This is a genomic window from Acidobacteriota bacterium (genome assembly GCA_039683095.1).
Lineage (GTDB): Bacteria > Acidobacteriota > Aminicenantia > Aminicenantales > Saccharicenantaceae > RBG-16-66-30.
Genome location: JBDKSB010000007.1, coordinates 1 through 20,169 on the forward strand (window position 1 = coordinate 1; position 20,169 = coordinate 20,169).

The window sequence follows — 20,169 nt, forward strand, 5'->3', positions numbered from 1 at the left end:
TGCTGCGGTCGATCCCGCTGCTCGATCAGGCGGCCATCGACGCGGTCCGGCAGTGGGTTTACGAGCCCATGATCATCAACGGCCGGCCCCGGCCGGTCGTCTTCACCGTGACCGTCCGGTTCCAGCTTAAGTAGCTCCGGCAAGGCTGAAGCAGCCAGTAAAGTCAGTCAATGGCTTTCGATATTCTACAGGAGGTATAACCCATGCAATTCGGTCTTCTCGAAATGTGGGCGGCCATGGGAGCAGTGGCCAAGCTTGTCGCGGTCATACTGATCGCGCTGTCCATCGTTACCATCTACATGCTCATCGAGCGGATGCTGGTCTTCTCCCGCGCGAAGAAGCAGTCCCTCGCGGCGGCCGGCAAGCTGGCCGACCTGCTCAAGAGCGGCAACCTCAAGGACGCGCTCGCCCTGGCGAACAAGAAGGACTATAAGGGCAGCCACCTGGCCCGGGTCACCGCCGGCAGCGTCCAGGCCATCATCGAGGGCAAGGAAGCCAAGCTCGGTCTCGACGAGCAGCTCGAATCCGCCGCCCGCGGCGGCGAGCGGGCCAAGAGCCTGTTCAACCAGGAGCTCCGGCGCGGCCTGAGCATCCTGGCCACGGTCGCCACCTCGGCGCCCTTCATCGGCCTGTTCGGCACGATCTTCGGCATCATCAACGCCTTCCGCGGCATGCAGCTGACCGGCTCGGGCGGCATCGGCGCGGTCGCCGGCGGCATCGCCGAGGCCCTGGTCACCACGGCCGTCGGGATCGCCGTCGCCGTCCTGGCTCTGTGGGTTTTCAATATCCTGAACACCCGCATCGAAGTCTTCGACGCTGAGATGGACAATACCCAGTCTCAGGTCCTCGACTTCTTCCTTAAGACCGGCGAGAGCCGCTAAGGCGTTAGGCTCCGGTCCGCCTGAGAGACCGGATTGAGAGAGAGGCATATTATGGGATTTTCAGTATCGACAACCGGTAAAGAGAAAGTCCGTTCCGAACCGAATGTCGTCCCTCTCTGTGACGTCCTGCTCGTCCTCCTCATCATCTTCATGATCGTGACGCCCCTGATCCAGAAGGGCGTCGACGTCAAGCTTCCTCCGGCCCAGTTCACCATCAACATGCCGGAGAACCCCGACGTCGTCCTGGCGATCAAGAAGGACGCGCGCGACCCCAAGGGTTTCCTCCTTTATGTCAACCAGGACAAGGTGACGATGGATACCTTGCAGAACGCGCTCGAAGAGGCTTTTCTGACGGTCGCCGACAAGAAGCTCTACCTCAAGGCTGATCAGGAACTCGAGTACGGCAACATCGTGGACCTCATCGACATCATCCGCGGGTCGGGCATCGAGATCGTCGGCATCATCACGGAGAAAAAGACGGAAAAGGGCGACTGAGCCGCGGCTCGTCCCCACGGTCACCTTTCCAACAACCGCGAACCAGGCGGGGGAAGGGAGCGAGCGATCGCTTTCTTCCCCCGTTTTTTTTTGCCCCGAAGGGGCGATATGGATATCAGCGGCGGGAGGAGGCGAGCTTTCTGACTTCGGCGATGAGCTCGTCGGCCATCCGGGACGCCGGGACCTTCCGGAGGACCTTCCCTCCCCTGAAGATCACCCCGCCGTCTCGGCCGCAGGCCAAGCCGATGTCGGCTTCCTTGGCCTCGCCCGGGCCGTTGACCGTGCAGCCCATGACCGCCACGGTCAGCGGCACGGAAAGCGCCAGGACGGCCTTCTCGACGCGCCCGGCCGCCTTCATCATGTCGGTCTCCGAGCGGCCGCAGGTCGGGCAGGAGACGAAGACCCCCCCCCTCTTCCGCAGGCCCAGGGTCTGGAGGATCTGCCAGGCCACAAAGACCTCTTTCTCCGGCGGGGCCGTCAGCGAGACCCGGATGGTGTCGGCCAGCCCCTCGGCCAGGAGAAGGGCCAGACCGGCCGAGGACTTGACGCTCCCGGCCAGCAGCCGGCCCGACTCGGTGATGCCGGCGTGGAAGGGGTAATCCACCTTGGCCGCCAGCAGCCGGTAGGCCTCGAGCGTCCGGGGGACGTCGGAGGCCTTGAGGGAGATCTTGATCAGGCGGAAATCCAGGTCCTCGAGCAGCCGCACGTGCCGCAGGGCGCTCTCGGCCATGGCCGCCGCGGTCGCGCCGCCGGCCCGGGCCAGGATGTCCTTCTCGAGCGAGCCGGAATTCACGCCGATCCGGATGGGCACGCCGCGCCCGGCCGCGGCCCGCACGACCTCGCGGACCTTGCCGGCCGAGCCGATGTTGCCCGGATTGAGGCGCAGGCCGTCGACGCCCGCGTCGAGAGCGGCCAGCGCCAGCCGGTGATCGAAGTGGATGTCGGCGACGAGGGGCGCGCGGACGCGCCGCCGTATCTCGCCCAGCGCGGCGGCCGCCGCCCGGTCGGGCACGGCCAGGCGGACGATCTCGGCCCCGGCCTTCTCCAGCCGCTTGATCTGGGCGACCGTGGCCCGGACGTCCCGGGTGTCCGTTTTGGTCATGGCCTGGACGGCGACCGGAGCGCCGCCGCCGACGGCCACCGGACCGACCCTGATGAGGCGAGTCGTCCGCCGCGGGAACATCCGTCCCTCCCCCGCCCTAGAAGGGCAGCACGCTGCGCCAGCCCCGGGGCAGCTTCTTGGCGAAATCGTTGAGGATGACGAACGCGGTCAGGAGCAGCATCAGGACCCAGCCGATCGTCATCAGGACCATCCTGAACTTCGGTCCCAGGTCCTTGCGGAATACGGCCTCGAGGACCAGCACGGCCATCTGGAAGCCGTCGGCCACCGGGATCGGCAGAACGAGGTTGATGATCCCCAGTTGGAGGCTCAGCACGGCGATCCAGCCGAGCAGGGGCAGGAGGCCCAGCCGCAGGGCGGCGTAGGAGAAATCGGCGATGGCCACGGGCCCGCCGAGCTGGCTGGCCGGCGTCTCGCCGGTGAAAAGGCCGCGGATGACCCGGACGACCAGGGTCACGTTGCCCAGGTTCTCCTTGACCGAGGCCCCGATGGCCGCGAAGAAGGGGAATTTCTTGACCACGGACTTGGGCACCTGGGCGATGCCGATCTTGCCGATGTCGCCCTCGCGCCGCGGCGTGACCGGGATGGTCAGGGTCCGGCCGGCCCGCTCCACGGTGAAGGACAGCTCCTTGTCCGCGCTCTTCCGGATCAGGTCGAGGAACTGGTAGAAGTAGACCGGCCGGCCGTCGATGGCCGTGATGACGTCCCTGCCCTTCAGCCCGGCCTTCTCGGCCGGCGAGCCGGGGACGACCATCTGGACCTGGGTCAGGATCTTGGCCTGGAAGCCGGCGTAGCCCATCTTGTATTCGCTCACCGACGCGGTCAGCAGGTCGACGGTCAGGGCCTGGCCGTCCCGCCGCACCTCGATCGAGATCTCGCGGTCGGGATTGGAGCCGACGGCGATCTGGACGTCCGTCCAGGTCTTGACCTGGCGCCTGGCGACACGGACGATCTCGTCGTCGATCCTCAGCCCGGCCTTCTCGGCCGGCGAGCCGCTCTCGATCCAGCCGATGACCGGCTTCTCGTCGAGGTACTCGGCGACGTTGGTCCCGGCGATGTTGATGACGGCGACCAGGGCCACGGCCAGGAGGAGGTTCATGAACGGGCCCATGCCCATGATCAGGAAGCGCTGGCCGCGCGTCTTGGCCATCAGGTCGCCCGGGGCTAGGGCCCGGTCCTTCTCGAACATCCCCTCGCCCAGCAGCTTGACGTAGCAGATGATCGGCACCAGGCTGACCCGGTAATCGGTCCCCGGGCCTTCCGGCTCCTTGAAGAACGTGATCTTGCGGTTCTTGACGCCGAAGAGGCGGGGGCCGATGCCGAAAGAGAAGGCGTCGACCCGGACGCCGAAGCGCCGGGCCATGATGAAATGCCCGAACTCGTGGACGAAGGTGACCAGGAAAAAGACGATGACGAAGGCCAGGATCGTTCCCAGGAAGTTTGCCATGTCTACCTCTGCGCGAGGCGGCGGCGGGCTTCGCGCCGCGCCTCCTGATCGATGTCGATTATCTCCTCGACGGAATCGGCCGGGCGGGCCCGGTGCCCGTCCATGACGGCGCCGATGACGGCGGCGATCCCGCCGAAGAGGATCTTTTTCTCGAGGAAGGCCGCGACGGCGACCTCGTTGGCCGCGTTTAGGGCCACGGGCCAGCTCTCCCCCGCCTGGAGGGCCCGGCGGGCCAGCCCGAAGAGAGGGAAGCGGCGCTCGTCGACCCGCCTGAATTCCAGGCGCCCGACCGCGGCCAGGTCGAGCCCGGGCAGGCCGGAATCCAGCCGCCCGGGCCAGGTCAGGGCGTATTGGACGGGCAGGCGCATGTCCGTGGCCCCGAGCTGGGCCAGGACCGAGCCGTCCTTCATCTCCACCAGGGCATGGACCGCGCTCTGGGGGTGGATGAGGACGTCGAGCTCGGACGGGTCGAGGTCGAAGAGCCAGCGGGCCTCGATGAGCTCGAGCCCCTTGTTCATCAGCGTGGCCGAGTCGATCGTCACCTTCTTCCCCATGCGCCAGCGGGGGTGGCAGAGGGCCTCCTCGACGGTCTTCCGGCCGAGCCCGGCCAGGTTGGCCTTCAGGAACGGCCCGCCCGAGGCCGTCAGGATGACCCGGCGGACCTGGCGCCGCTTCGTCCCGGCCAGGCACTGGAAAACGCCGCTGTGCTCGCTGTCGACGGGGACGATCACCGCCCCCGAGCGCGCGGCTTCGCGCCGGATCACGGCGCCGCCGACGACCAGGGACTCCTTGTTGGCCAGGGCGACGCGGCGGCCGGCCCGGACCGCCGCGAGCGTCGGGCCGAAGCCGCTCATGCCGGTGATGGCCGAGACGACGATGTCGGCGCCCTCGGCCCGGGCGGCCTCGGCGGCCCCCTCCGGGCCGTGGACGACCTTCATCCGCCAGCGTCCCGCCGCCAGGGAGCGGATCGTCCCGGCGTCGCGCCGGTCCCCGACGGAAACAAGTGACGGGCGGTACTTTTCCACCTGGGCGGCCAGGCGGGGGATGTTGGCCCCGGCGGCCAGGGCGGCGATCCGGAAGCGGCCCTCCAGGCGGTCGACGACGTCGAGGACGGACGCGCCGATCGACCCGGTCGAGCCGAGCAGGGCGATGGCCTTGGTCGTCTGTCCCAACGCCCTACTTCCAGAGGTAGCGGACGATGAAATAGAACAGCGGGCCGGCCAGGATCAGGCTGTCGATCCGGTCGAGGTAGCCGCCGTGGCCGGGCAAGCTGTTGGAGGAGTCCTTGACGCCGACGGCCCGCTTGAAGAGGGATTCGAGCGGGTCGCTGATCTGGGCCGCGGCGTCGACGGCGATGGCCGTCAGGATGGCGGTCGCCAGGGGGAGCTGGGGGAAAAGGATGTACCGGGCCACGATCGCCCCGGCCACGGCGAACAGGAATCCGCCGACGCACCCCTCCCAGCTCTTGTTGGGGCTGGCGGTCGGGGTCATCTTGTGCCGGCCGAAGGGCTTGCCGATGAAGAAGCCGCCTGAATCCCCGAGGAACACGACGGCGAAGAGGAAATAGAGATAGAACGGGCCCTGTTCCAGCCTGATCCGGAAGAGGAATCCCAGGGGAAAGGCGATGTAGAGGACGCCGGTCAGGGTCACGGCGAACGAGGCGGGAAAGGCGCTCAGCTTTTCGGGGTCGTTGACCGTCGCCACGTAGTAGACGCCGGCCAGGAAGATGGCGGCGAACATGATGGCGTCGAGCGGAATGGACCGGAAATAGAACGGCAGGAAGGCCAGGATGGCCAGGCACGTTCCCAGGATTTTCTTGGGCTGCAGGTCCTTCTTGCCGGTCAGGACGTAGAACTCGTGCACGGCGGCCGCGACGAAGGCGACGCCGAACAGGTAGAAGGCCCAATCCGGGGCGTACTGGATCATGACGAAGATGGCCCCGAGCAGCACGGCGGCGGTGAGGGTGCGCTTGATGAGGTTCATGCGGGCTTGGTCCTTTTGCCGGGCGGATTCCCGGGCGCGCCGACGTCCCCGAACCGGCGTTCCCTGCCCTGGTAATCGAGCAGGGCCTCGAGAAGGTGTCCTTTGCGGAAATCCGGCCAGAGCACCGGGCTGACGTAAAGCTCCGTGTAGGCGATCTGCCAGAGGAGGAAGTTGGAGACGCGCTTCTCGCCGCTCGTCCTGATGAGGAGGTCCGGGTCGGGGATGCCCGCGGTCGAGAGATGGTCGCCGAACGCCTTCTCGTCGAGCTCGCCGGCCGCGATGCGCCCCTCGGCCATGATCCGGCGGGCCGCGTCGACGATATCGGCCCGGCCGCCGTAGTTGAGGGCGAAAACGACGGTCATGCGGCGGTTGTCTTTCGTCAGCTCCTCGACCTTCTCGACCTTCCTGAGGGCCGCGGCCGGGATGCCCTCGCGCCGGCCGATGACCCGGAGCCGGAGGTCGTTCCCGGCGAGAAGATCGAAGTCCCGGCCGAGATGCTCCCGGAGGAGGCGCCAGAGGCTGCCGACCTCCTGGCGGGGCCGCTTCCAGTTCTCGCTGGAAAAGGCGAACAGGGTCAGCCAGCCGACGCCCAGGCGGGCGCACGCTTCGGCGATCTCCTTGACGGAGGCCGCGCCGGCCTTGTGGCCCTCGACCCGGGCCAGGCCGCGCTGCCGGGCCCAGCGGCCGTTGCCGTCCATGATGACGGCGACATGGCGGGGCACGCGGGCGAGGTCGAGCTTGGCCAACAGGGCGTATTCGGGGGTCCCGGGCGGGAAATACTCCTCGAGATGCTTCTCCATCGGCCCCCCATTATAGCATAAGGTGGACCGGGCCGGGCGATTCTGCTAAAGTGAATGACCTGGAGAAAATCGATCATGTGCCTCGCCGTGCCCGCCAAGATCACCCGGATCGAGGCCCCTGCCCAGGGGACGGCCAGCTATATGGGCAGCGAGGTCAAGGTCAATCTCTGCCTCGTCCCGCAGGCCCGGCGGGGCGACTGGGTCATCATCCACGCCGGCTTCGCGATCTCGGTCCTGGACGCGAAGGAGGCCCGCGAAACCCTCCGCCTCTTCAAGGAGCTGGCCGCGGCCTGCCCCGATGAAGGAGCTTAGGAACCCTGCCGCCCTGAAAGCCCTGCTCGGGGACATCGGGGACAAGGCCCGCCTGCTGCCTAGGCCGCCGCGCCTGATGGAGGTCTGCGGCACCCACACGATGGCCCTCTTCAGGAGCGGCCTGACCCCCATGCTGGCCGAGGCGGGGGTAGAGATGGTCTCGGGGCCGGGCTGCCCCGTGTGCATCACCCCGAACGCGATCCACGAGGCGGCCATAGCCTTCGTAACGGGCATCGAGGGCGTCACCCTGGCCGCCTTCGGCGACATGACCCGCGTCCCGACCCGGAAGGGCCCGCTGCAGGCGGCGGTGCCGGCCCGCGGTTCGCGCCTGAGGATCGTCTACTCCCCCGAGGAGGCCCTGGAGGAGGCCCGGCGCGGCCCGGACCGGCCCGTGGTTTTCTACGGGGCCGGGTTCGAGACGACCATCCCCGCGATCGCCTACACGGTCCGGCAGGCCGCGGCCGAGGGGCTGAGGAACTACTCGGTGCTGCCGGCCCTGTGGCTCGTCCCGCCGGCCCTGAGGGCCATACTCGAGGCCGGCGACGCGGCCGTCGACGGGTTCATCTACCCCGGCCACGTCAGCGCCGTCATCGGCGCCGGACCTTATGAGTTCGTGGCCCGCGAGTTCGGCATCCCGGGCGCCATCGCCGGGTTCGAGCCGGGCGACATCCTGCTGGCCATCCGCTCGGTCCTGGAGCAGGCCCTCGAGGGCCGGCCGCGCGTCGCCCTCGAGTATTCGCGGGCCATCGGCCGGGAGGGCAACCCCGTGGCCCGGGCCCTGATGGCCGAGGTCTTTGAGCCGTACGACGCCTGTTGGCGCGGGCTGGGCCTGATCCCGTCGAGCGGCCTCCGCTTCCGGCCGGAATTCGCCGGCTTCGACGCCGGGCGCCGCTTCGGCCTGCGGACCGAGGCGCCGGACGGCGGGCTGGACCTGGCCGGGTGCCGGTGCGGGGACGTGCTGCGCGGCGTCATCCGGCCCGAGGGCTGCGGCTTGTTCGGAAAGAAGTGCCGGCCCGATTCCCCGCTGGGGCCGTGCATGGTGTCGTACGAGGGTTCCTGCCTCATCCACTACAAGTACGGTCCGGAGAGGAGGGGCGGCCGGTGACCAAGATCAGCCTGGAACTCGGCAGCGGCGGCCGGCTCATGCGGGAATTCATCGCCGGCAAGATCGTGCCGGCCTTCGCCGATCCCCTGCTCCGCGACCTCGGCGACGCGGCCCTGCTGCCCGGGGGCATCGCGTTCACAACGGACAGCTACGTCGTCGACCCGCTCTTCTTCCCCGGGGGGGACATAGGGCGGCTGGCCGTCAACGGCACGGTCAACGACCTCGTCGTGTCCGGCGCCGAGCCGCGATACCTGTCGCTGGCCTTCATCCTGGAAGAAGGGCTCGAAGCGGAAGTCCTCGACCGGGTCATCCGGTCCATCCGGGCCGCGGCCAGGGCGGCCGGCGTGCGGATCGTCACCGGGGACACGAAGGTCGTCCGGCGAGGCCAGGGCGACAAGGTCTTCATCAACACGGCCGGGGTGGGCCGGTCGATCGCCCGGCCCAGGCCGGACAGGATCCGGCGCGGGGACAAGATCATCCTGACCGGGACGCTGGGCGACCACAGCCTGGCCGTGACCATGGCCCGGGGGGAATTCGGCCTGAAGTCGAGCGTCCGGAGCGACTGCGCCCCGCTGCTCTTCCTGCTCCCGCTCTGGAAGCGGGGGGCCCTGTGGATGCGCGACGTCACCCGGGGCGGGCTGGCCACGGTGCTGTCCGAGCTGGCCGAGCGTCTCCCCTGTCCCGTCCTGATCGAAGAAGACAAGGTGCCGCTGTCGCGCCCGGTCCGGGCGGCCGCCGAGCTGCTGGGGATCGATCCCCTCTACATGGCCTGCGAAGGCAAGGCGGTCGTCGTGGCGCCGGCGGCGAAAGCCGGCGAGCTCCTGCGGCGGATGCGCGCCCATCCCCTCGGCCGGCGGGCGGCCGTCATCGGCGAGGTTCAGGCCGGCGTCGGCCGGCCCGGCGAACTTCTGCTGAGGACGACCGTCGGAGGGCTCCGCCTCCTCGAGCCCCTGACCTCCGAGCTCCTCCCCCGCATCTGTTAAACGCCAAAAGGGACCGGATCCCCTCTTGCCGGTCCCTTTTAAGGGATCAAGCTTTGACGACGTTCTTCCGCGGGCGCTTGATGGCGTTCCTGGTGTCGACGACGAGCGGCGCGTTCTTGACGACGGCGTCGTAGTCGTAGGCCGTGTGGTCGGTCGCGATGACGACGGCGTCGGCCTTCCTGAGCAGCGCCTTCGTCAGCGGCACGGAATCGAGCTCGAGGCCCGGGTATTCGCGGTGCCCGGCGACGCGCGGCACGTAAGGGTCGTTGTAGCAGACCTTGGCGCCGCGGCCCTTGAACAGGCTGATGATCTTCAGGGAGGGCGACTCGCGCGAATCGTCGATGTCCTTCTTGTAGGCCAGGCCGAGGACGACGACCTTGGCGTTCCTGATCGCTTTTCCCCGGTCGTTCAGGGCGTCGACCGTCTTCTCGACCACGTAGTAGGGCATGAACGTGTTGATCTCGCCGGCGAGCTCGATGAACTTAGTCTGGTAATCGACCTCCTTGGCCTTCCAGGTCAGGTAGAAGGGGTCGATGGGGATGCAGTGCCCGCCCAGGCCCGGCCCGGGATAGAAGGGCATGAAGCCGAAGGGCTTGGAGGACGCCGCCCGGATGACCTCCCAGACGTCGATGCCCATGCGGTCGAAGATCATCTTGAGCTCGTTGACCAGGGCGATGTTGACCGACCGGAAGATGTTCTCCAGGAGCTTCGTCGATTCGGCCGCCTTGGTCGAGGAGACGGGCACGGTCCTGATGATGATCTGGTCGTAGAGGGCCTTGGCCAGCTTCAGGCAGTCCGGGGTCAGGCCGCCGACGACCTTGGGCGTCGTGGCCGTGGAAAAGTTCTTGTTGCCCGGGTCCTCGCGCTCGGGCGAGAAGGCCAGGAAGAAGTCGCGGCCGCCCTTGAGCCCGCCGGCTTCCAGGATCGGCAGCATCTCCTCGTCGGTCGTGCCGGGGTAGGTCGTGCTCTCGAGGACGACGAGCTGGCCCTTGCGGATGTTCTCGGCGACGGTGATGGTCGAGTTGAGGACGTAGGACAGGTCGGGCGCGCCATGGCCGTCGAGCGGCGTCGGCACGCAGATCAGGATGGCATCGACCTCGCGGAGGCCGCGGAAGTCCGAGGTGGCCCGGAACATCTTCCGGCCGAGGAAGTCCTTGAGCTCGGCCGCCGAGATGTGGCGGATGTAGGTCTTGCCGCGCATGAGCATGTCGACCTTCTTCTGGTCGAGGTCGAACCCGGTGACCCGGAAGCCCTTCTGGAGGAAGGTCTTGACCAGGGGCAGGCCGACGTAGCCGAGGCCGATGACGCCGATGCGGGCTTGCTTCGACCAGATCTTCCCGAGCAGCTTCGAAGCTTCAGGGTTCATGTTCTCAGCTCCTTTTCCTGTACCAGGCCACGGTCTCTTTGAGACCGTCGGCAAAGGACATGCCGGGCGCGAATCCCATGAGGCGCCCCGCCTTCGAGATATCGGCCGTCGAATGCAGGATATCGCCCGGCCGCGGCGGCGCGTAGGCCGCTTCGATCCGGGTGCCGAGGGCCCCGTTCAGGGCCGCCATGAGCCCGTTGACCGTGGTCCCGGCGCCGCAGGCCACGTTGATGGCCTGGCCGGCCGCGGCGGCCGAATCGGCCGCGGCCAGGTTGGCCCGGACGACGTCGCCGACATAGACGAAATCGCGGGACTGCTCGCCGTCGCCGTAGATCGTCGGGCGCTCGCCCCGGAGCATCCTGGCGATGAACAGCGGGATGACGGCCGAGTACTCGGAGTGCGGATCCTGGCGCGGCCCGAAGACATTGAAATAGCGCAGGGCGACGGCGTCGAGGCCGTGGAGAGCGTGAAAGACCTGGCCGTACTTCTCGCCGACGAGCTTGCTGACCCCGTAGGGCGAGAGCGGCTTCCCCTCCCGGCCCTCGACCTTGGCCGTCGCCGGGTCGTCGCCATAGACGGCCGAGGACGAGGCCATGACGAAGCTGCGCACGCCGGCGTCCTTCGCGGCGACCAGCATGTTCAGCGTGCCCCGGACATTGATGGCGTCGTTGAGGAGAGGGTCCGCGACCGAGCGCACAACGGAGACCAGGGCGGCTTCGTGGAAGACCGTCCGGACGCCGGCCGCGGCCCGGCGGCAGGCCGCGAGGTCCCGGATGTCGCCCTCGATGAACTCGATCCGCCCGGCGACCGCCGCCAGGTTCTCCCTCTTGCCCGTCGAGAAATCGTCCAGGACGCGGACCTCGTCGCCTCTCATGACGAGGGCTTCGGCGATGTGCGAGCCGATGAAGCCCGCCCCGCCGGTGACCAGGTATTTAGCCATCTTGAGTTCCCTAAAAGATTGATTATATTGAACTAATTTAACCGGTCAAGTCCAATAATAAGGGAAGACCTGGTCCCTTCCGGCGGGGTACAGCCGTGTTCCCACCGCCTATACCAGGCCGAGCTCGCCCAGCCGGCGCAGGACCTTCCGGACGCTCTCGTCCACCGTCTCCTTGTCCGTCTCGAGAACGATCTCGGCGTTGAGGGGCTCCTCGTACGGGTCGGAAACGCCGGTGAACTCCTTGATCTCGCCGCGGATGGCCTTCTGGTACATGCCCTTGACGTCGCGCTGGATGCAGACGTCGACCGGGCACTTGGCGTAGACCTCGACGAAGTTGGTCGTCTCCTTCCGGGCCCGGTCCCTCATCTCCCGGTAGGGCGAGATGAACGAGGTCAGGACGGCGACGCCGTTGCGCGACAGCAGCTTGGCCACGAACGTGACCCGGCGGATGTTCTCGTCCCGGTCCTTCTTGGAGAAGCCCAGGTCGCTGGTCAGGTCCCGGCGGACGACATCGCCGTCCAGGCGCTCGACCCGGCGCCCCTTCTCCTTCAGTATCTCGGCGACCCGGTCGCCGACGGCGGATTTCCCGGAGCACGGCAGCCCGGTGAACCAGAGCGTGAAGCCTTCATGTTCTTCGCACATTCGAACTTGTCCTTTCGTTCCGGCGGGTCAGGGCCTCAGGACCCGGCCCTTCAGTCCGTCGGGCCTGGCCAGGCCCATGATATCGAGGATGGTCGGGGCGATGTCGAGGATGTCGCCGTCGCGCCGTCCCGCCCGGCCGCTTTTCGGGTCGCTGAGGATGTACATCCCGTACTGGGCGTGCACGGCGTCGTCCGGGCCCGTGTCGTTCTCGGGGAGATACATCGTCCCGTAGCCGAGCGTCCCGGCCGACCGCCAGTAGAGGTCGTCGAAATAGACCATCAGGTCCGGATACTCGCCCTCGAGCTCCTCGTAATATTCCTGGGGCTTGATCACCTTGGTGGCCCAGCCCTCCCCTTTCGGGCCGCGGATCGCCTTGATCTCGCTCATCAGCTCGTCCCGGACCTTCTCGTAGTCCTCGGCCGGGATGACGCCCTTCGGCTCCCGCCCCTCGACGTTGAGGAAGATCCGCGCGTAATAGCCGCCCCAGGCCCAGGCCCTGGTCTTGTCCCAGTCGATGGGCAGGTCGTCGAGGCTGGTCGGCTTCGCCGGCCGCTCCTTGACCGCGAGCCAGCCCTTGTCGATGAGCCACTCGTTGACGCAGAAGGCCCCCTTCATCCTCTTCGCGCCGTGGTCGGAGACGACCAGCACGGCCGTGTCGCCGCCCGCCTTCTCGATCAGCCAGCCGATCTTCTGGTCGAGGAACTTGTAGTAATCGATGATGGCGTTCTCGAAAGCGTTCCCCGGCTCGTAGAGATGGTGCTCGTGGTCCATGAACTTCCAGAAGGCATGGTGCATCCGGTCGACGCCGATCTCGACGAACCAGAACAGGTTCCAGGGCTTGGCCTCGATCAGCCAGTTCATGACCTCGAAGCGCTTCTCGGTCATGGCGTAGATCTCGCGCAGGATCTGGGCCCGGTCCTCGGTCCGGAAGACGACGTCGAAGATGTACGGCCCGAAGCGCTCCTCGATCTCGGCCTTGAGCCCGGGCGGGAAGCTCGTCTCCTTGCCAGGGCCGGGCGGGGTGATGAAGCAGGAAACGAGGTTCCCGGCCACCGGGTAGGGCGGGTAGCTCGGCGGCACGCTGACGAGCGTGCTATGCCCGCCGGCCTCGCCGATGTAATCCCAGATCTTCTTGTCGCGGACGGCCCTGGAATTGGCGATCCACATCTGGTCGTAGGAATAGCCCTTGCGGTGGCGGAAGCCGTAGAGGCCCAGCCGCCCGGGGTCGAGCCCCGTGGCCATGACCATCCAGGCCGGGATGGTGATGGGCGGGTCCGAGCTACGGAGCCGGCCCCAGAGCCCCTTCTCCATCAGCCCCTTGAGGACCGGCAGCTCATCGCGCCGGTCAAAGACGATCTCGGGCGGGGCGCAGTCGAGGCCGACGACGAGGACCCTGCGATCATTCATTGAAGGGGTCCTTGAAGCGCATGATGACCTCGGCCACCTCGGGCCGCATCAGCTCGCGCGGCGGGCACTCGCCCCGGACCAGCAGGTCGCGTATCTTAGTGCCGCTGAACTGGATATGCTCTTCCGCCGGGTGCGGGCAGATCTTGTCGTTGACGACCGAGCCGCAGGTCCGGCAGTACGAGAACGACCGGAAGAACATCGGCTGGATCCCCAGGTCGGGGAAGTCCTCGAAGATGTCCTGGGCGGCGAACGGCGGGTAATATGAGCCGACGCCGGCGTGGTCCCGGCCGATGATGATATGGGTGCAGCCGAAGTTCTTGCGCAGGATGGCGTGGTGGATGGCCTCGCGCGGCCCGGCGTAGCGCATCTCCATCTGGAGGATGGCCAGGACCGTCCGCTCCCTGACATAGTAGCGGCGGATGGCCTCCTCATAGGACGCCAGGATGACCTCGTCCTTGAAGTCGCCTTTCTTCTTTCGGCCGATCACCGGGTTGATGAACAGCCCGTCGGTGAAGGTCGCGGCCGCCTTCTGGACGTATTCGTGCCCCAGGTGCGGGGTGTTGCGGGTCTGGAAGGCGGCGATCGTCTTCCAGCCCTTGGACTCGAACAGGACGCGCGTCTCCTTGGGCGAGAGCTTCCAGCGGTCGAACGGCGTCGGCGTCATCTCGAGCAGGTCGATCGGCCCTCCCAGGAGGACATCCTTCTGGCCCAGGACCTTGGCCACGCCGGGGTGGGCCGGGTCGCGGGTCCCGAAGACCTTCTGGGCCGTCTCGCCCTTGTCGTAGCCGTACTTCTCCAGGAGATGGAGGATGGCCACGGGCCGGCCGTCCTCGGCCGCCAGGACGACATCCTGCCCGATCTTCAGGCCGTCGGCCGTCTCGGGGTCGGCGTCCAGAACGATGGGCACGGTCCAGGCGACGTCCGAGGCCAGGCGCCTGGCCGCCAGCACGCTCTTGAAGTCCTTCTCCCCGAGGAAGCCCTCCAGGGGGCTGTAAACGCCGCTGCCGATGTTCTCGACGTCGGAGATGAGTTCGGCGTCGATCGTCAAACGGGGCGCCTTGGCGGCCCCGGCCAGGGCCTCGTCCTTCTTCTTGCCGGACAGGGCCCTTTCGACGAGCTTTCCGCCGTGCGGTTGGATCATGGTTGCTCCTTTGCCCGGGACCGGGAAAAATGAGTGGATCGGACGGCCGGACGGTTTAGTCGATATAGCCCAGCGCTTTCAGGCGCTCCTTGACCTTCTCTTCCTCGTCCTTGCTGAAGACCTCGGTCTTCGGTTCATCCTTGGTCAGGCTCTCCCGGAGGACCTTGGCCGCGTAGCTCGAGACGGAGCGGCATTCGGTGCCCTTGATGAAGTCCTCGATCTTTTTATAGAGGGAGGTGGGTATCGTGACGGACGTAAACTCTTTGTCCATAGGGGTTTTATATACCAGATGCCCGGGATTTTCAAGACTGCCGGGGCGGGGGGACTCGAACCAGGGAAATGGGGAACACCGAACCAGGGAAATGGGGACACCGAACCGGGGAAATGGGGGACACGATCCCTTTTCGAGAGAAAAGGGTCATGTCCCCCATTTCCCCCATGCCCCCTATCTCGCCTGTCCGATCCCTGGCCAGCTTGACAAGAGGCGCGGCAAAATGGTTATAATGCTCTGCATATGACCCAACCCGAAGCCCACCGGGCCTCCCGCCCCTGATATGGAAAAGATAACCCTGCCCCTGGCGAACGATCCCGCCCTGTCCGGGATCCTGGACAAGACCATCAAGAGGCTGGCCCCCCGCCTGGGCGTCAGCCTGGCCCTGCGCGGCGACCAGCTGCTCGTCGACGGCGACTCCCAGCGCGTCGCCTTCGCCAGGAACTATTTCGACAGGCTCAACGAGCTCCGGGAGATGGGTCATCACATGCGGGAGGAGGATCTCCTGATCGTCCTGGACATGCTCGAGGAGAGCCCCTCGACCTCCCTGGAGGACTACTCCCCTTCCGAGTCCCTGAACCTGTCCCGCAAGTCCGTCAACCCCAAGAGCCTGAACCAGCGGGCCTACCTCGAGGCCATCAAGACCCGCGACCTTGTCTTCGGCATCGGGCCGGCCGGGACGGGCAAGACCTACCTGGCCATGGCCATGGCCCTGGCCTTCCTCCAGAACAAGTCCGTCAGCCGCATCATCCTGACCCGCCCGGCCGTCGAGGCCGGGGAAAAGCTCGGCTTCCTCCCCGGGGACCTCATCCAGAAGATCAACCCCTACCTCCGGCCGCTCTACGACGCCCTGTTCGACCTGTCCCAGTACGACCAGGCCAACCGCCTGATCGAGCGCGGCGTCATCGAGATCGCCCCCCTGGCCTTCATGCGCGGCCGGACCCTCAACGGCGCCTTCATCATCCTCGACGAGGCCCAGAACACGACCCGGGAGCAGATGAAGATGATCCTGACCCGGACCGGGTTCGACTCCAAGCTGGTCATCACGGCCGACATCACCCAGATCGACCTGCCCCAGCCCCGCAGGTCGGGCGTCCTCCACGCCATGAAGATCCTGGCCAACCTCCCCGAGATCGCCTTCATCCGCTTCAGCGACAGGGACGTCGTCCGCCACCCCCTGGTCCAGAAGATCATCAAGGCCTACCAGAAGGCCGAGGCGAAGCAGGACTGAGGCCATGGCCGCCACCTTCTTCGACAAGATCAAGCTGTTCAAGGCGGCCGAGATCCAGCCCGGGCACACTGGGTCCGAGACCCCCGAGGAAGAGTCCAAGCCTCCACTCGGACGGCGGCTCCTCCGGGAGCCCTGGCTGGTCCTGGTCCTGGCCTCGATCCTCATCGCCGTTCTCCTGACCCGCCTGCCCTCCGGGAAGCTGTCGAGCCTGGCCGCTGGCGAGGTGGCCCCGGCTGACATCGTCGCGCCTTTCGACCTGACCATCGAGGACGCCGCGGCGACGGCCCGGAAGCAGGCGGAAACCGAAGCGACGGTCCTGCCCATCTACAGCTTCGACGCCAACGTCTTCGCCAACACCGAGGACAAGATCCGGGCCCTCTTCGCCGAGGGCCGGGCCTGGGCGGCGAGGTACCCGGACGCCCCCCAGAGCGAGGCGTTCCGGAACAACCTCATCGACAAGCAGGGCATCGACCTCGAGCTGGCCGACGCCCAGACCCTTCTCCGCCTGAAGTTCCCCGTCAACCTCGAGGAGACGCTGATCGGCCTGACGGCCAAGTCCTTCAGCCAGGGCATCATCGTCTCCAAGAACCTCTTCATCCACGGTGAAGAGGACCGTGGCCTGGTCCTCATCGACGTCCAGGGCCGGGAGCGGCCGGCCCGCGTGGCCGACCTCCTGGACCTCGCCGAAAGCGAGCGCCGCTTCAACGACGACCTGGCCCGGATCGAGATGCCGGCCCGGAGCCGGGCCGCGCTGGCCAACCTCGGCCAGATCTTCCTGACCGCCAACGTCTCCTACAACAAGATCGAGACCGAGAAGCGAAAGGCCGCGGCCCGGGCCGCGGCCGGCACGGTGACCCTGACCATCAAGAAGGACCGGGTCATCGTCCGCAAGGGCGACGAGGTCACGGCCGAAACGCTGATGATCCTCGACCAGTTCAACAAGAGGATGCGGCGGCAATCGAACTGGCCGCCGACGTTCGCCGGCACTCTCCTGCTCTACTTCTTCCTGTTCGCCACCCTGTTGGGCTACTCCCGCCGGGCCTTCAAGCCGAAGCAGGCGGAGAGGCAGTTCCGGATGGCCGCCGCCGCCCTGATCGTCAGCCTTGTCTTCTACAAGATCTTCCTGGGCCTGGCCGGGATCGTCTCCGGGGCGCTGGCGGGCGGGGCCGTGTCCCGCATCGAGGCCTATTACGGGGCCTTCCCCTGGCAGGCGGCGACCCTGGTCTTCGCCTTCCTCATGCCCGATCCGGTGACGCTCATCTTCATCATCCTGAACAGCCTGACCGCGGGGCTCCTGACCGGAGGCGACTTCATCGTGACCATCTTCGCCTTCATCGGCGGCCTGGCCGCCGTCTACGGCGTCAGGATCTACCGCAAGCGCTACCGGGCGGCCACCCTGCGGTCCGGCTTCATCGTCCTGCCCGCCGTCAACACCCTGCTCACCCTGGTCTTCCATCTGATCCTGAAGCGCTCGAGCTTCGAGGCCTTCCCCCTCGAGGTGGCCATGGGGGTCCTCGGCGGCATGACCAGCGCCGTCCTGGCCTATCTCCTCCTCCCGATCGTCGAATCGGCTTTCGGCTTCGTCACCGGCGCCAAGCTGCTGGAGCTGACCAACTCGGACCTGCCGATCTTCCGCGAGATGCAGGAGGAGGCGCCCGGCACGTACCACCACTCGCTCATCGTCGCCTCGCTCGCGGAGAAGGCCGCCGAGGAGCTGGGCCTCGACACCCAGCTGGCCAAGGCCGGCGCCCTCTACCACGACATCGGCAAAATGAAGATGCCCGAATACTTCATCGAGAACAGGACCAAGGAGTTCGACCTGCATAAGGACCTGACGCCCTCGATGAGCACGCTGGTCATCAAGAACCACGTCAAGGAAGGGGCCGAGCTGGCCCGCAAGCTCAAGCTGCCCCGGCCGCTGCGCGAGATCATCGAACAGCACCACGGCAACTCCCTGGTCAGGTACTTCTACGCCAAGGCCAAGCAGACCTACGATCCGCAGGAGCAGACCGTGGGCGAGGAATCGTTCCGCTACCCGGGGCCGGCGCCGCAGACGAAGGAGGCCGGCCTGGTCATGCTGGCCGACTCGATCGAGGCCGCCTCGCGGAGCCTCAGGTCGCCAACCAAGAATAACCTCAAGCGGGTCATCACCGACATAATCAACGGCACTCTCCAGGACGGCCAGCTGGACGCCTGCGACTTCTCGCTGCGGGAGCTGCGGACGGTCGCCGCGGCCTTCCTGACCATCCTCTACGCCATCTATCACCCGCGCGTCGAGTACCCCGGCTTCAGCTTCGAGGGCCGGCCCAGGGACCGGAAGAAGCCGCCGCGGCCGAACGGCGGGAACGGCGGCAACGGCGGCCAGGCCGCCAGGAACGGCACCGACACCCATGATCACGATCATCAACCGACAGACAAAGCAACCGATCCGGACAAAGGCGTTTGAGCGGCTCCTCGGCGAGCTGGCCCGGCGCTACCGCCAGAGGGACCCCGAGGTCACCCTGGTCTTCGTCGGCGAGCGGGCCATCCGGACGCTCAACCGCAAGTGGATGAAGAAGGACCGGCCGACCGACGTCCTGAGCTTTCCGCTCGGCGAGAAGGCTCCCGACGGCAAGTACTACCTCGGGGACATCGTCGTCTCCGCGCCGGTCGCGGCCCGCCAGGCCCGGGCCAAGGGCTGGCCGCTCGAGCGCGAGCTCCGCATGCTGGTCATCCACGGCTTCCTCCATCTTCTCGGCTACGACCACTTCGCCGGGATCGAGGAGGAGGAGCGGAAGCTCCACCGGACCTACCTCGCATGACCATGCCCCCCCTGGCCTGGATCGGGCTGGCCCTGGCCTTCGCGGCCGCCGTCGCCCTGTCGCTCTTCCACATCGCGCTGGGGTCCTATTCGAAGATCTCGCTCAGCCGCTTCCTCGAGGACCGGAAGCGGGCCAACCGGGCCGATGTCCTCAAGAACATCGAGGAGACGCGCCTGGCCGTCGAGTTCCTGCGCGCGGTCTTCGTTCTTGGCCTGGCCGTCCTGGGGCTCGCCGCCTTCAGCGCCGCCGGGATCAGGCCCCTGTGGCTGTTCCTGATCGCCCTGGGCGTCTACGGCTTCCTCCTCGACCTCGGGCCGCGCCTGCTCGTCCACGCGGCCAAGCCCTATCTCCTGCGGGCCTTTCTGCCCGCCATCCCGCTCGTCCGCGCCCTGGCCTTCCCCGTCCTGGTCGTCTCCCGCGGCCTGATCGCCCGGGAAGAGCAGCGCGAGGACAAGGAGGAGGACCGCGAGGCCTCGGACGAGGAGATCGAGACCTTCATCGACGAGGCCACCGAGGAGGGCATCATCGACAAGGGCGAGGACGAGCTGCTCCGCAGCGTCGTCGAGTTCGGCGACACGGTCGTGCGCGAGGTCATGACGCCCCGGGTCAACATGGTCTGCATCCGCAAGGACGCGACCATCGACAGCCTCAAGGACCTGATCATCCGGGAGAAGTATTCGCGGATCCCCGTCTACAAGGACCGGATCGACAGCGTCGAGGGGATCGTCATGGCCAAGGACATCATCGAGTACGCCGACGAGAAGCAGAAGTCCCTGCCCATCGAGCCCCTGATCCGGCCGGCCGCCTTCGTCCCCGAGTCGATGCCCGTCCAGGACCTCCTCCGCGAGTTCCAGAAGGTCAAGACCAAGATGGCCATCGTCGTCGACGAGCACGGCGGCGTCTCGGGGCTGGTGACGATGGAGGACGTCGTCGAGGAGATCGTGGGCGAGATCCAGGACGAGTACGACACCGAGGAAGCCCAGATCGTCGAGAACGGCCCGCTCGACTTCACCGTCTCCGGCGCGACCGAGGTCGAGGAGCTCGAGGAGCTGTTCGACCTGGAACTGGCCGAGGACGATTTCATCTCCGTCGGCGGACTGATCACGTCCTCGCTGGGACGGCTTCCCCACAAGGGCGAAACGCTCGTCATCAAGGGCCTGAGCATCGACGTCGTCGACGTCGACCAGAAGAAGGTCAAGAAGGTCCGGATCCGCAAGGCCTGACGCGGTCCGAACAAGAGGGAA

Annotated in this window: 20 protein-coding genes and 1 pseudogene; 10 read left to right on the forward strand and 11 right to left on the reverse strand. The window is 67.0% G+C overall.

The features are described 5' to 3' along the window. Positions 1-17 precede the first annotated feature (17 nt). From ABFD52_05300 to ABFD52_05310, 3 genes are all read left to right on the forward strand, one after another. On the forward strand, positions 18-134 hold the full coding sequence (locus tag ABFD52_05300; GenBank protein ID MEN6560173.1) for a TonB family protein: 117 nt from the start codon (positions 18-20) through the stop codon (positions 132-134). Positions 135-203: 69 nt separating this feature from the next. After that, a complete protein-coding gene (locus ABFD52_05305; GenBank protein ID MEN6560174.1) occupies positions 204-881 on the forward strand; it encodes a MotA/TolQ/ExbB proton channel family protein in 678 nt (225 codons plus the stop codon). Between the two features lie 51 nt (positions 882-932). Next, on the forward strand, positions 933-1,376 hold the full coding sequence (locus ABFD52_05310; protein ID MEN6560175.1) for a biopolymer transporter ExbD: 444 nt from the start codon (positions 933-935) through the stop codon (positions 1,374-1,376). A 115-nt stretch (positions 1,377-1,491) separates the two neighbouring features. Here ABFD52_05310 and ispG read toward each other — a convergent pair whose 3' ends face one another. Genes ispG through uppS form a run of 5 tightly spaced genes read right to left on the reverse strand, consistent with a single transcriptional unit; the run spans position 1,492 to position 6,726 of the window. Next, a complete protein-coding gene (gene ispG / locus ABFD52_05315) occupies positions 1,492-2,559 on the reverse strand; it encodes a flavodoxin-dependent (E)-4-hydroxy-3-methylbut-2-enyl-diphosphate synthase (protein MEN6560176.1) in 1,068 nt (355 codons plus the stop codon). A 16-nt stretch (positions 2,560-2,575) separates the two neighbouring features. After that, positions 2,576-3,943, reverse strand: coding sequence for a site-2 protease family protein (locus tag ABFD52_05320; protein ID MEN6560177.1), 1,368 nt, complete (start codon positions 3,941-3,943; stop codon positions 2,576-2,578). Between the two features lie 2 nt (positions 3,944-3,945). Beyond that, the gene (gene dxr, locus ABFD52_05325) at positions 3,946-5,115 is read right to left on the reverse strand and encodes a 1-deoxy-D-xylulose-5-phosphate reductoisomerase (protein MEN6560178.1); all 1,170 of its coding nucleotides are present in this window, start codon (positions 5,113-5,115) and stop codon (positions 3,946-3,948) included. A 4-nt stretch (positions 5,116-5,119) separates the two neighbouring features. Continuing rightward, positions 5,120-5,926 (reverse strand): phosphatidate cytidylyltransferase, encoded by an 807-nt coding sequence (locus ABFD52_05330; GenBank protein MEN6560179.1) that lies wholly within the window; start codon positions 5,924-5,926, stop codon positions 5,120-5,122. Next, positions 5,923-6,726: a polyprenyl diphosphate synthase gene (gene uppS, locus ABFD52_05335; GenBank protein MEN6560180.1), complete on the reverse strand. Its 804-nt coding sequence runs from the start codon at positions 6,724-6,726 to the stop codon at positions 5,923-5,925. Before uppS ends, ABFD52_05330 begins: the two co-directional genes overlap by 4 nt. Positions 6,727-6,780: 54 nt before the next feature. On the opposite strand from uppS, the gene ABFD52_05340 reads away from it, so the two are divergent. From ABFD52_05340 to hypE, 3 genes are read left to right on the forward strand one after another with little or no spacing between them, the layout of a single operon-like run. Beyond that, complete coding sequence (locus ABFD52_05340) at positions 6,781-7,038, forward strand: HypC/HybG/HupF family hydrogenase formation chaperone (GenBank protein ID MEN6560181.1); 258 nt, start codon at positions 6,781-6,783, stop codon at positions 7,036-7,038. Further along, complete coding sequence (hypD, locus tag ABFD52_05345) at positions 7,025-8,143, forward strand: hydrogenase formation protein HypD (protein MEN6560182.1); 1,119 nt, start codon at positions 7,025-7,027, stop codon at positions 8,141-8,143. The genes ABFD52_05340 and hypD overlap by 14 nt, the downstream gene beginning before the upstream one ends. Continuing rightward, entirely contained in the window at positions 8,140-9,126 is a 987-nt protein-coding gene (hypE, locus tag ABFD52_05350; protein ID MEN6560183.1) for a hydrogenase expression/formation protein HypE, read from the forward strand. Before hypD ends, hypE begins: the two co-directional genes overlap by 4 nt. Before the next feature lie 46 nt (positions 9,127-9,172). Here hypE and ABFD52_05355 read toward each other — a convergent pair whose 3' ends face one another. The 6 genes and pseudogenes from ABFD52_05355 to ABFD52_05380 all read right to left on the reverse strand — a co-directional run bounded on the left by ABFD52_05355 (position 9,173) and on the right by ABFD52_05380 (position 14,893). Then, on the reverse strand, positions 9,173-10,492 hold the full coding sequence (locus tag ABFD52_05355) for a nucleotide sugar dehydrogenase (protein ID MEN6560184.1): 1,320 nt from the start codon (positions 10,490-10,492) through the stop codon (positions 9,173-9,175). 4 nt (positions 10,493-10,496) lie between these two features. Continuing rightward, on the reverse strand, positions 10,497-11,432 hold the full coding sequence (locus ABFD52_05360; GenBank protein ID MEN6560185.1) for an SDR family oxidoreductase: 936 nt from the start codon (positions 11,430-11,432) through the stop codon (positions 10,497-10,499). Positions 11,433-11,540: 108 nt separating this feature from the next. Next, a pseudogene (gene cysC, locus ABFD52_05365) lies at positions 11,541-12,080 on the reverse strand (adenylyl-sulfate kinase). 21 nt (positions 12,081-12,101) lie between these two features. Continuing rightward, the gene (locus ABFD52_05370; GenBank protein MEN6560186.1) at positions 12,102-13,481 is read right to left on the reverse strand and encodes an alkaline phosphatase family protein; all 1,380 of its coding nucleotides are present in this window, start codon (positions 13,479-13,481) and stop codon (positions 12,102-12,104) included. Beyond that, positions 13,474-14,622 (reverse strand): sulfate adenylyltransferase, encoded by a 1,149-nt coding sequence (gene sat / locus ABFD52_05375; GenBank protein ID MEN6560187.1) that lies wholly within the window; start codon positions 14,620-14,622, stop codon positions 13,474-13,476. The genes ABFD52_05370 and sat overlap by 8 nt, the downstream gene beginning before the upstream one ends. Positions 14,623-14,677: 55 nt before the next feature. Further along, the gene (locus ABFD52_05380) at positions 14,678-14,893 is read right to left on the reverse strand and encodes a CopG family transcriptional regulator (GenBank protein MEN6560188.1); all 216 of its coding nucleotides are present in this window, start codon (positions 14,891-14,893) and stop codon (positions 14,678-14,680) included. 283 nt (positions 14,894-15,176) lie between these two features. Here ABFD52_05380 and ABFD52_05385 point away from each other — a divergent pair, with 283 nt between their 5' ends. The 4 genes from ABFD52_05385 to ABFD52_05400 are packed head-to-tail and all read left to right on the forward strand — an operon-like array spanning position 15,177 to position 20,148. Then, positions 15,177-16,124 carry a PhoH family protein gene (locus ABFD52_05385; protein MEN6560189.1) on the forward strand — a complete coding sequence of 316 codons (948 nt, stop codon included), beginning with the start codon at positions 15,177-15,179 and terminating at the stop codon, positions 16,122-16,124. 4 nt (positions 16,125-16,128) lie between these two features. Then, on the forward strand, positions 16,129-18,570 hold the full coding sequence (locus tag ABFD52_05390; GenBank protein ID MEN6560190.1) for an HDIG domain-containing metalloprotein: 2,442 nt from the start codon (positions 16,129-16,131) through the stop codon (positions 18,568-18,570). Then, positions 18,515-18,925, forward strand: a complete 411-nt coding sequence (gene ybeY, locus ABFD52_05395; protein ID MEN6560191.1) for an rRNA maturation RNase YbeY — start codon at positions 18,515-18,517, stop codon at positions 18,923-18,925. The genes ABFD52_05390 and ybeY overlap by 56 nt, the downstream gene beginning before the upstream one ends. After that, the gene (locus ABFD52_05400) at positions 18,922-20,148 is read left to right on the forward strand and encodes a hemolysin family protein (protein ID MEN6560192.1); all 1,227 of its coding nucleotides are present in this window, start codon (positions 18,922-18,924) and stop codon (positions 20,146-20,148) included. The genes ybeY and ABFD52_05400 overlap by 4 nt, the downstream gene beginning before the upstream one ends. Positions 20,149-20,169 lie beyond the last annotated feature (21 nt).

Coding starts and splice junctions, on each gene's coding strand:
- ABFD52_05305 (MEN6560174.1), top strand. CDS start 204: ATGCAATTCGGTCTTCTCGAAATGTGGGCGGCCATGGGAGCAGTGGCC.
- ABFD52_05310 (MEN6560175.1), top strand. CDS start 933: ATGGGATTTTCAGTATCGACAACCGGTAAAGAGAAAGTCCGTTCCGAA.
- ispG (MEN6560176.1), bottom strand. CDS start 2,559: ATGTTCCCGCGGCGGACGACTCGCCTCATCAGGGTCGGTCCGGTGGCC.
- ABFD52_05320 (MEN6560177.1), bottom strand. CDS start 3,943: ATGGCAAACTTCCTGGGAACGATCCTGGCCTTCGTCATCGTCTTTTTC.
- ABFD52_05330 (MEN6560179.1), bottom strand. CDS start 5,926: ATGAACCTCATCAAGCGCACCCTCACCGCCGCCGTGCTGCTCGGGGCC.
- uppS (MEN6560180.1), bottom strand. CDS start 6,726: ATGGAGAAGCATCTCGAGGAGTATTTCCCGCCCGGGACCCCCGAATAC.
- ABFD52_05340 (MEN6560181.1), top strand. CDS start 6,781: ATGACCTGGAGAAAATCGATCATGTGCCTCGCCGTGCCCGCCAAGATC.
- hypD (MEN6560182.1), top strand. CDS start 7,025: ATGAAGGAGCTTAGGAACCCTGCCGCCCTGAAAGCCCTGCTCGGGGAC.
- ABFD52_05355 (MEN6560184.1), bottom strand. CDS start 10,492: ATGAACCCTGAAGCTTCGAAGCTGCTCGGGAAGATCTGGTCGAAGCAA.
- ABFD52_05360 (MEN6560185.1), bottom strand. CDS start 11,432: ATGGCTAAATACCTGGTCACCGGCGGGGCGGGCTTCATCGGCTCGCAC.
- ABFD52_05370 (MEN6560186.1), bottom strand. CDS start 13,481: ATGAATGATCGCAGGGTCCTCGTCGTCGGCCTCGACTGCGCCCCGCCC.
- sat (MEN6560187.1), bottom strand. CDS start 14,622: ATGATCCAACCGCACGGCGGAAAGCTCGTCGAAAGGGCCCTGTCCGGC.
- ABFD52_05380 (MEN6560188.1), bottom strand. CDS start 14,893: ATGGACAAAGAGTTTACGTCCGTCACGATACCCACCTCCCTCTATAAA.
- ABFD52_05385 (MEN6560189.1), top strand. CDS start 15,177: ATGGAAAAGATAACCCTGCCCCTGGCGAACGATCCCGCCCTGTCCGGG.
- ABFD52_05390 (MEN6560190.1), top strand. CDS start 16,129: ATGGCCGCCACCTTCTTCGACAAGATCAAGCTGTTCAAGGCGGCCGAG.
- ybeY (MEN6560191.1), top strand. CDS start 18,515: ATGATCACGATCATCAACCGACAGACAAAGCAACCGATCCGGACAAAG.
- ABFD52_05400 (MEN6560192.1), top strand. CDS start 18,922: ATGACCATGCCCCCCCTGGCCTGGATCGGGCTGGCCCTGGCCTTCGCG.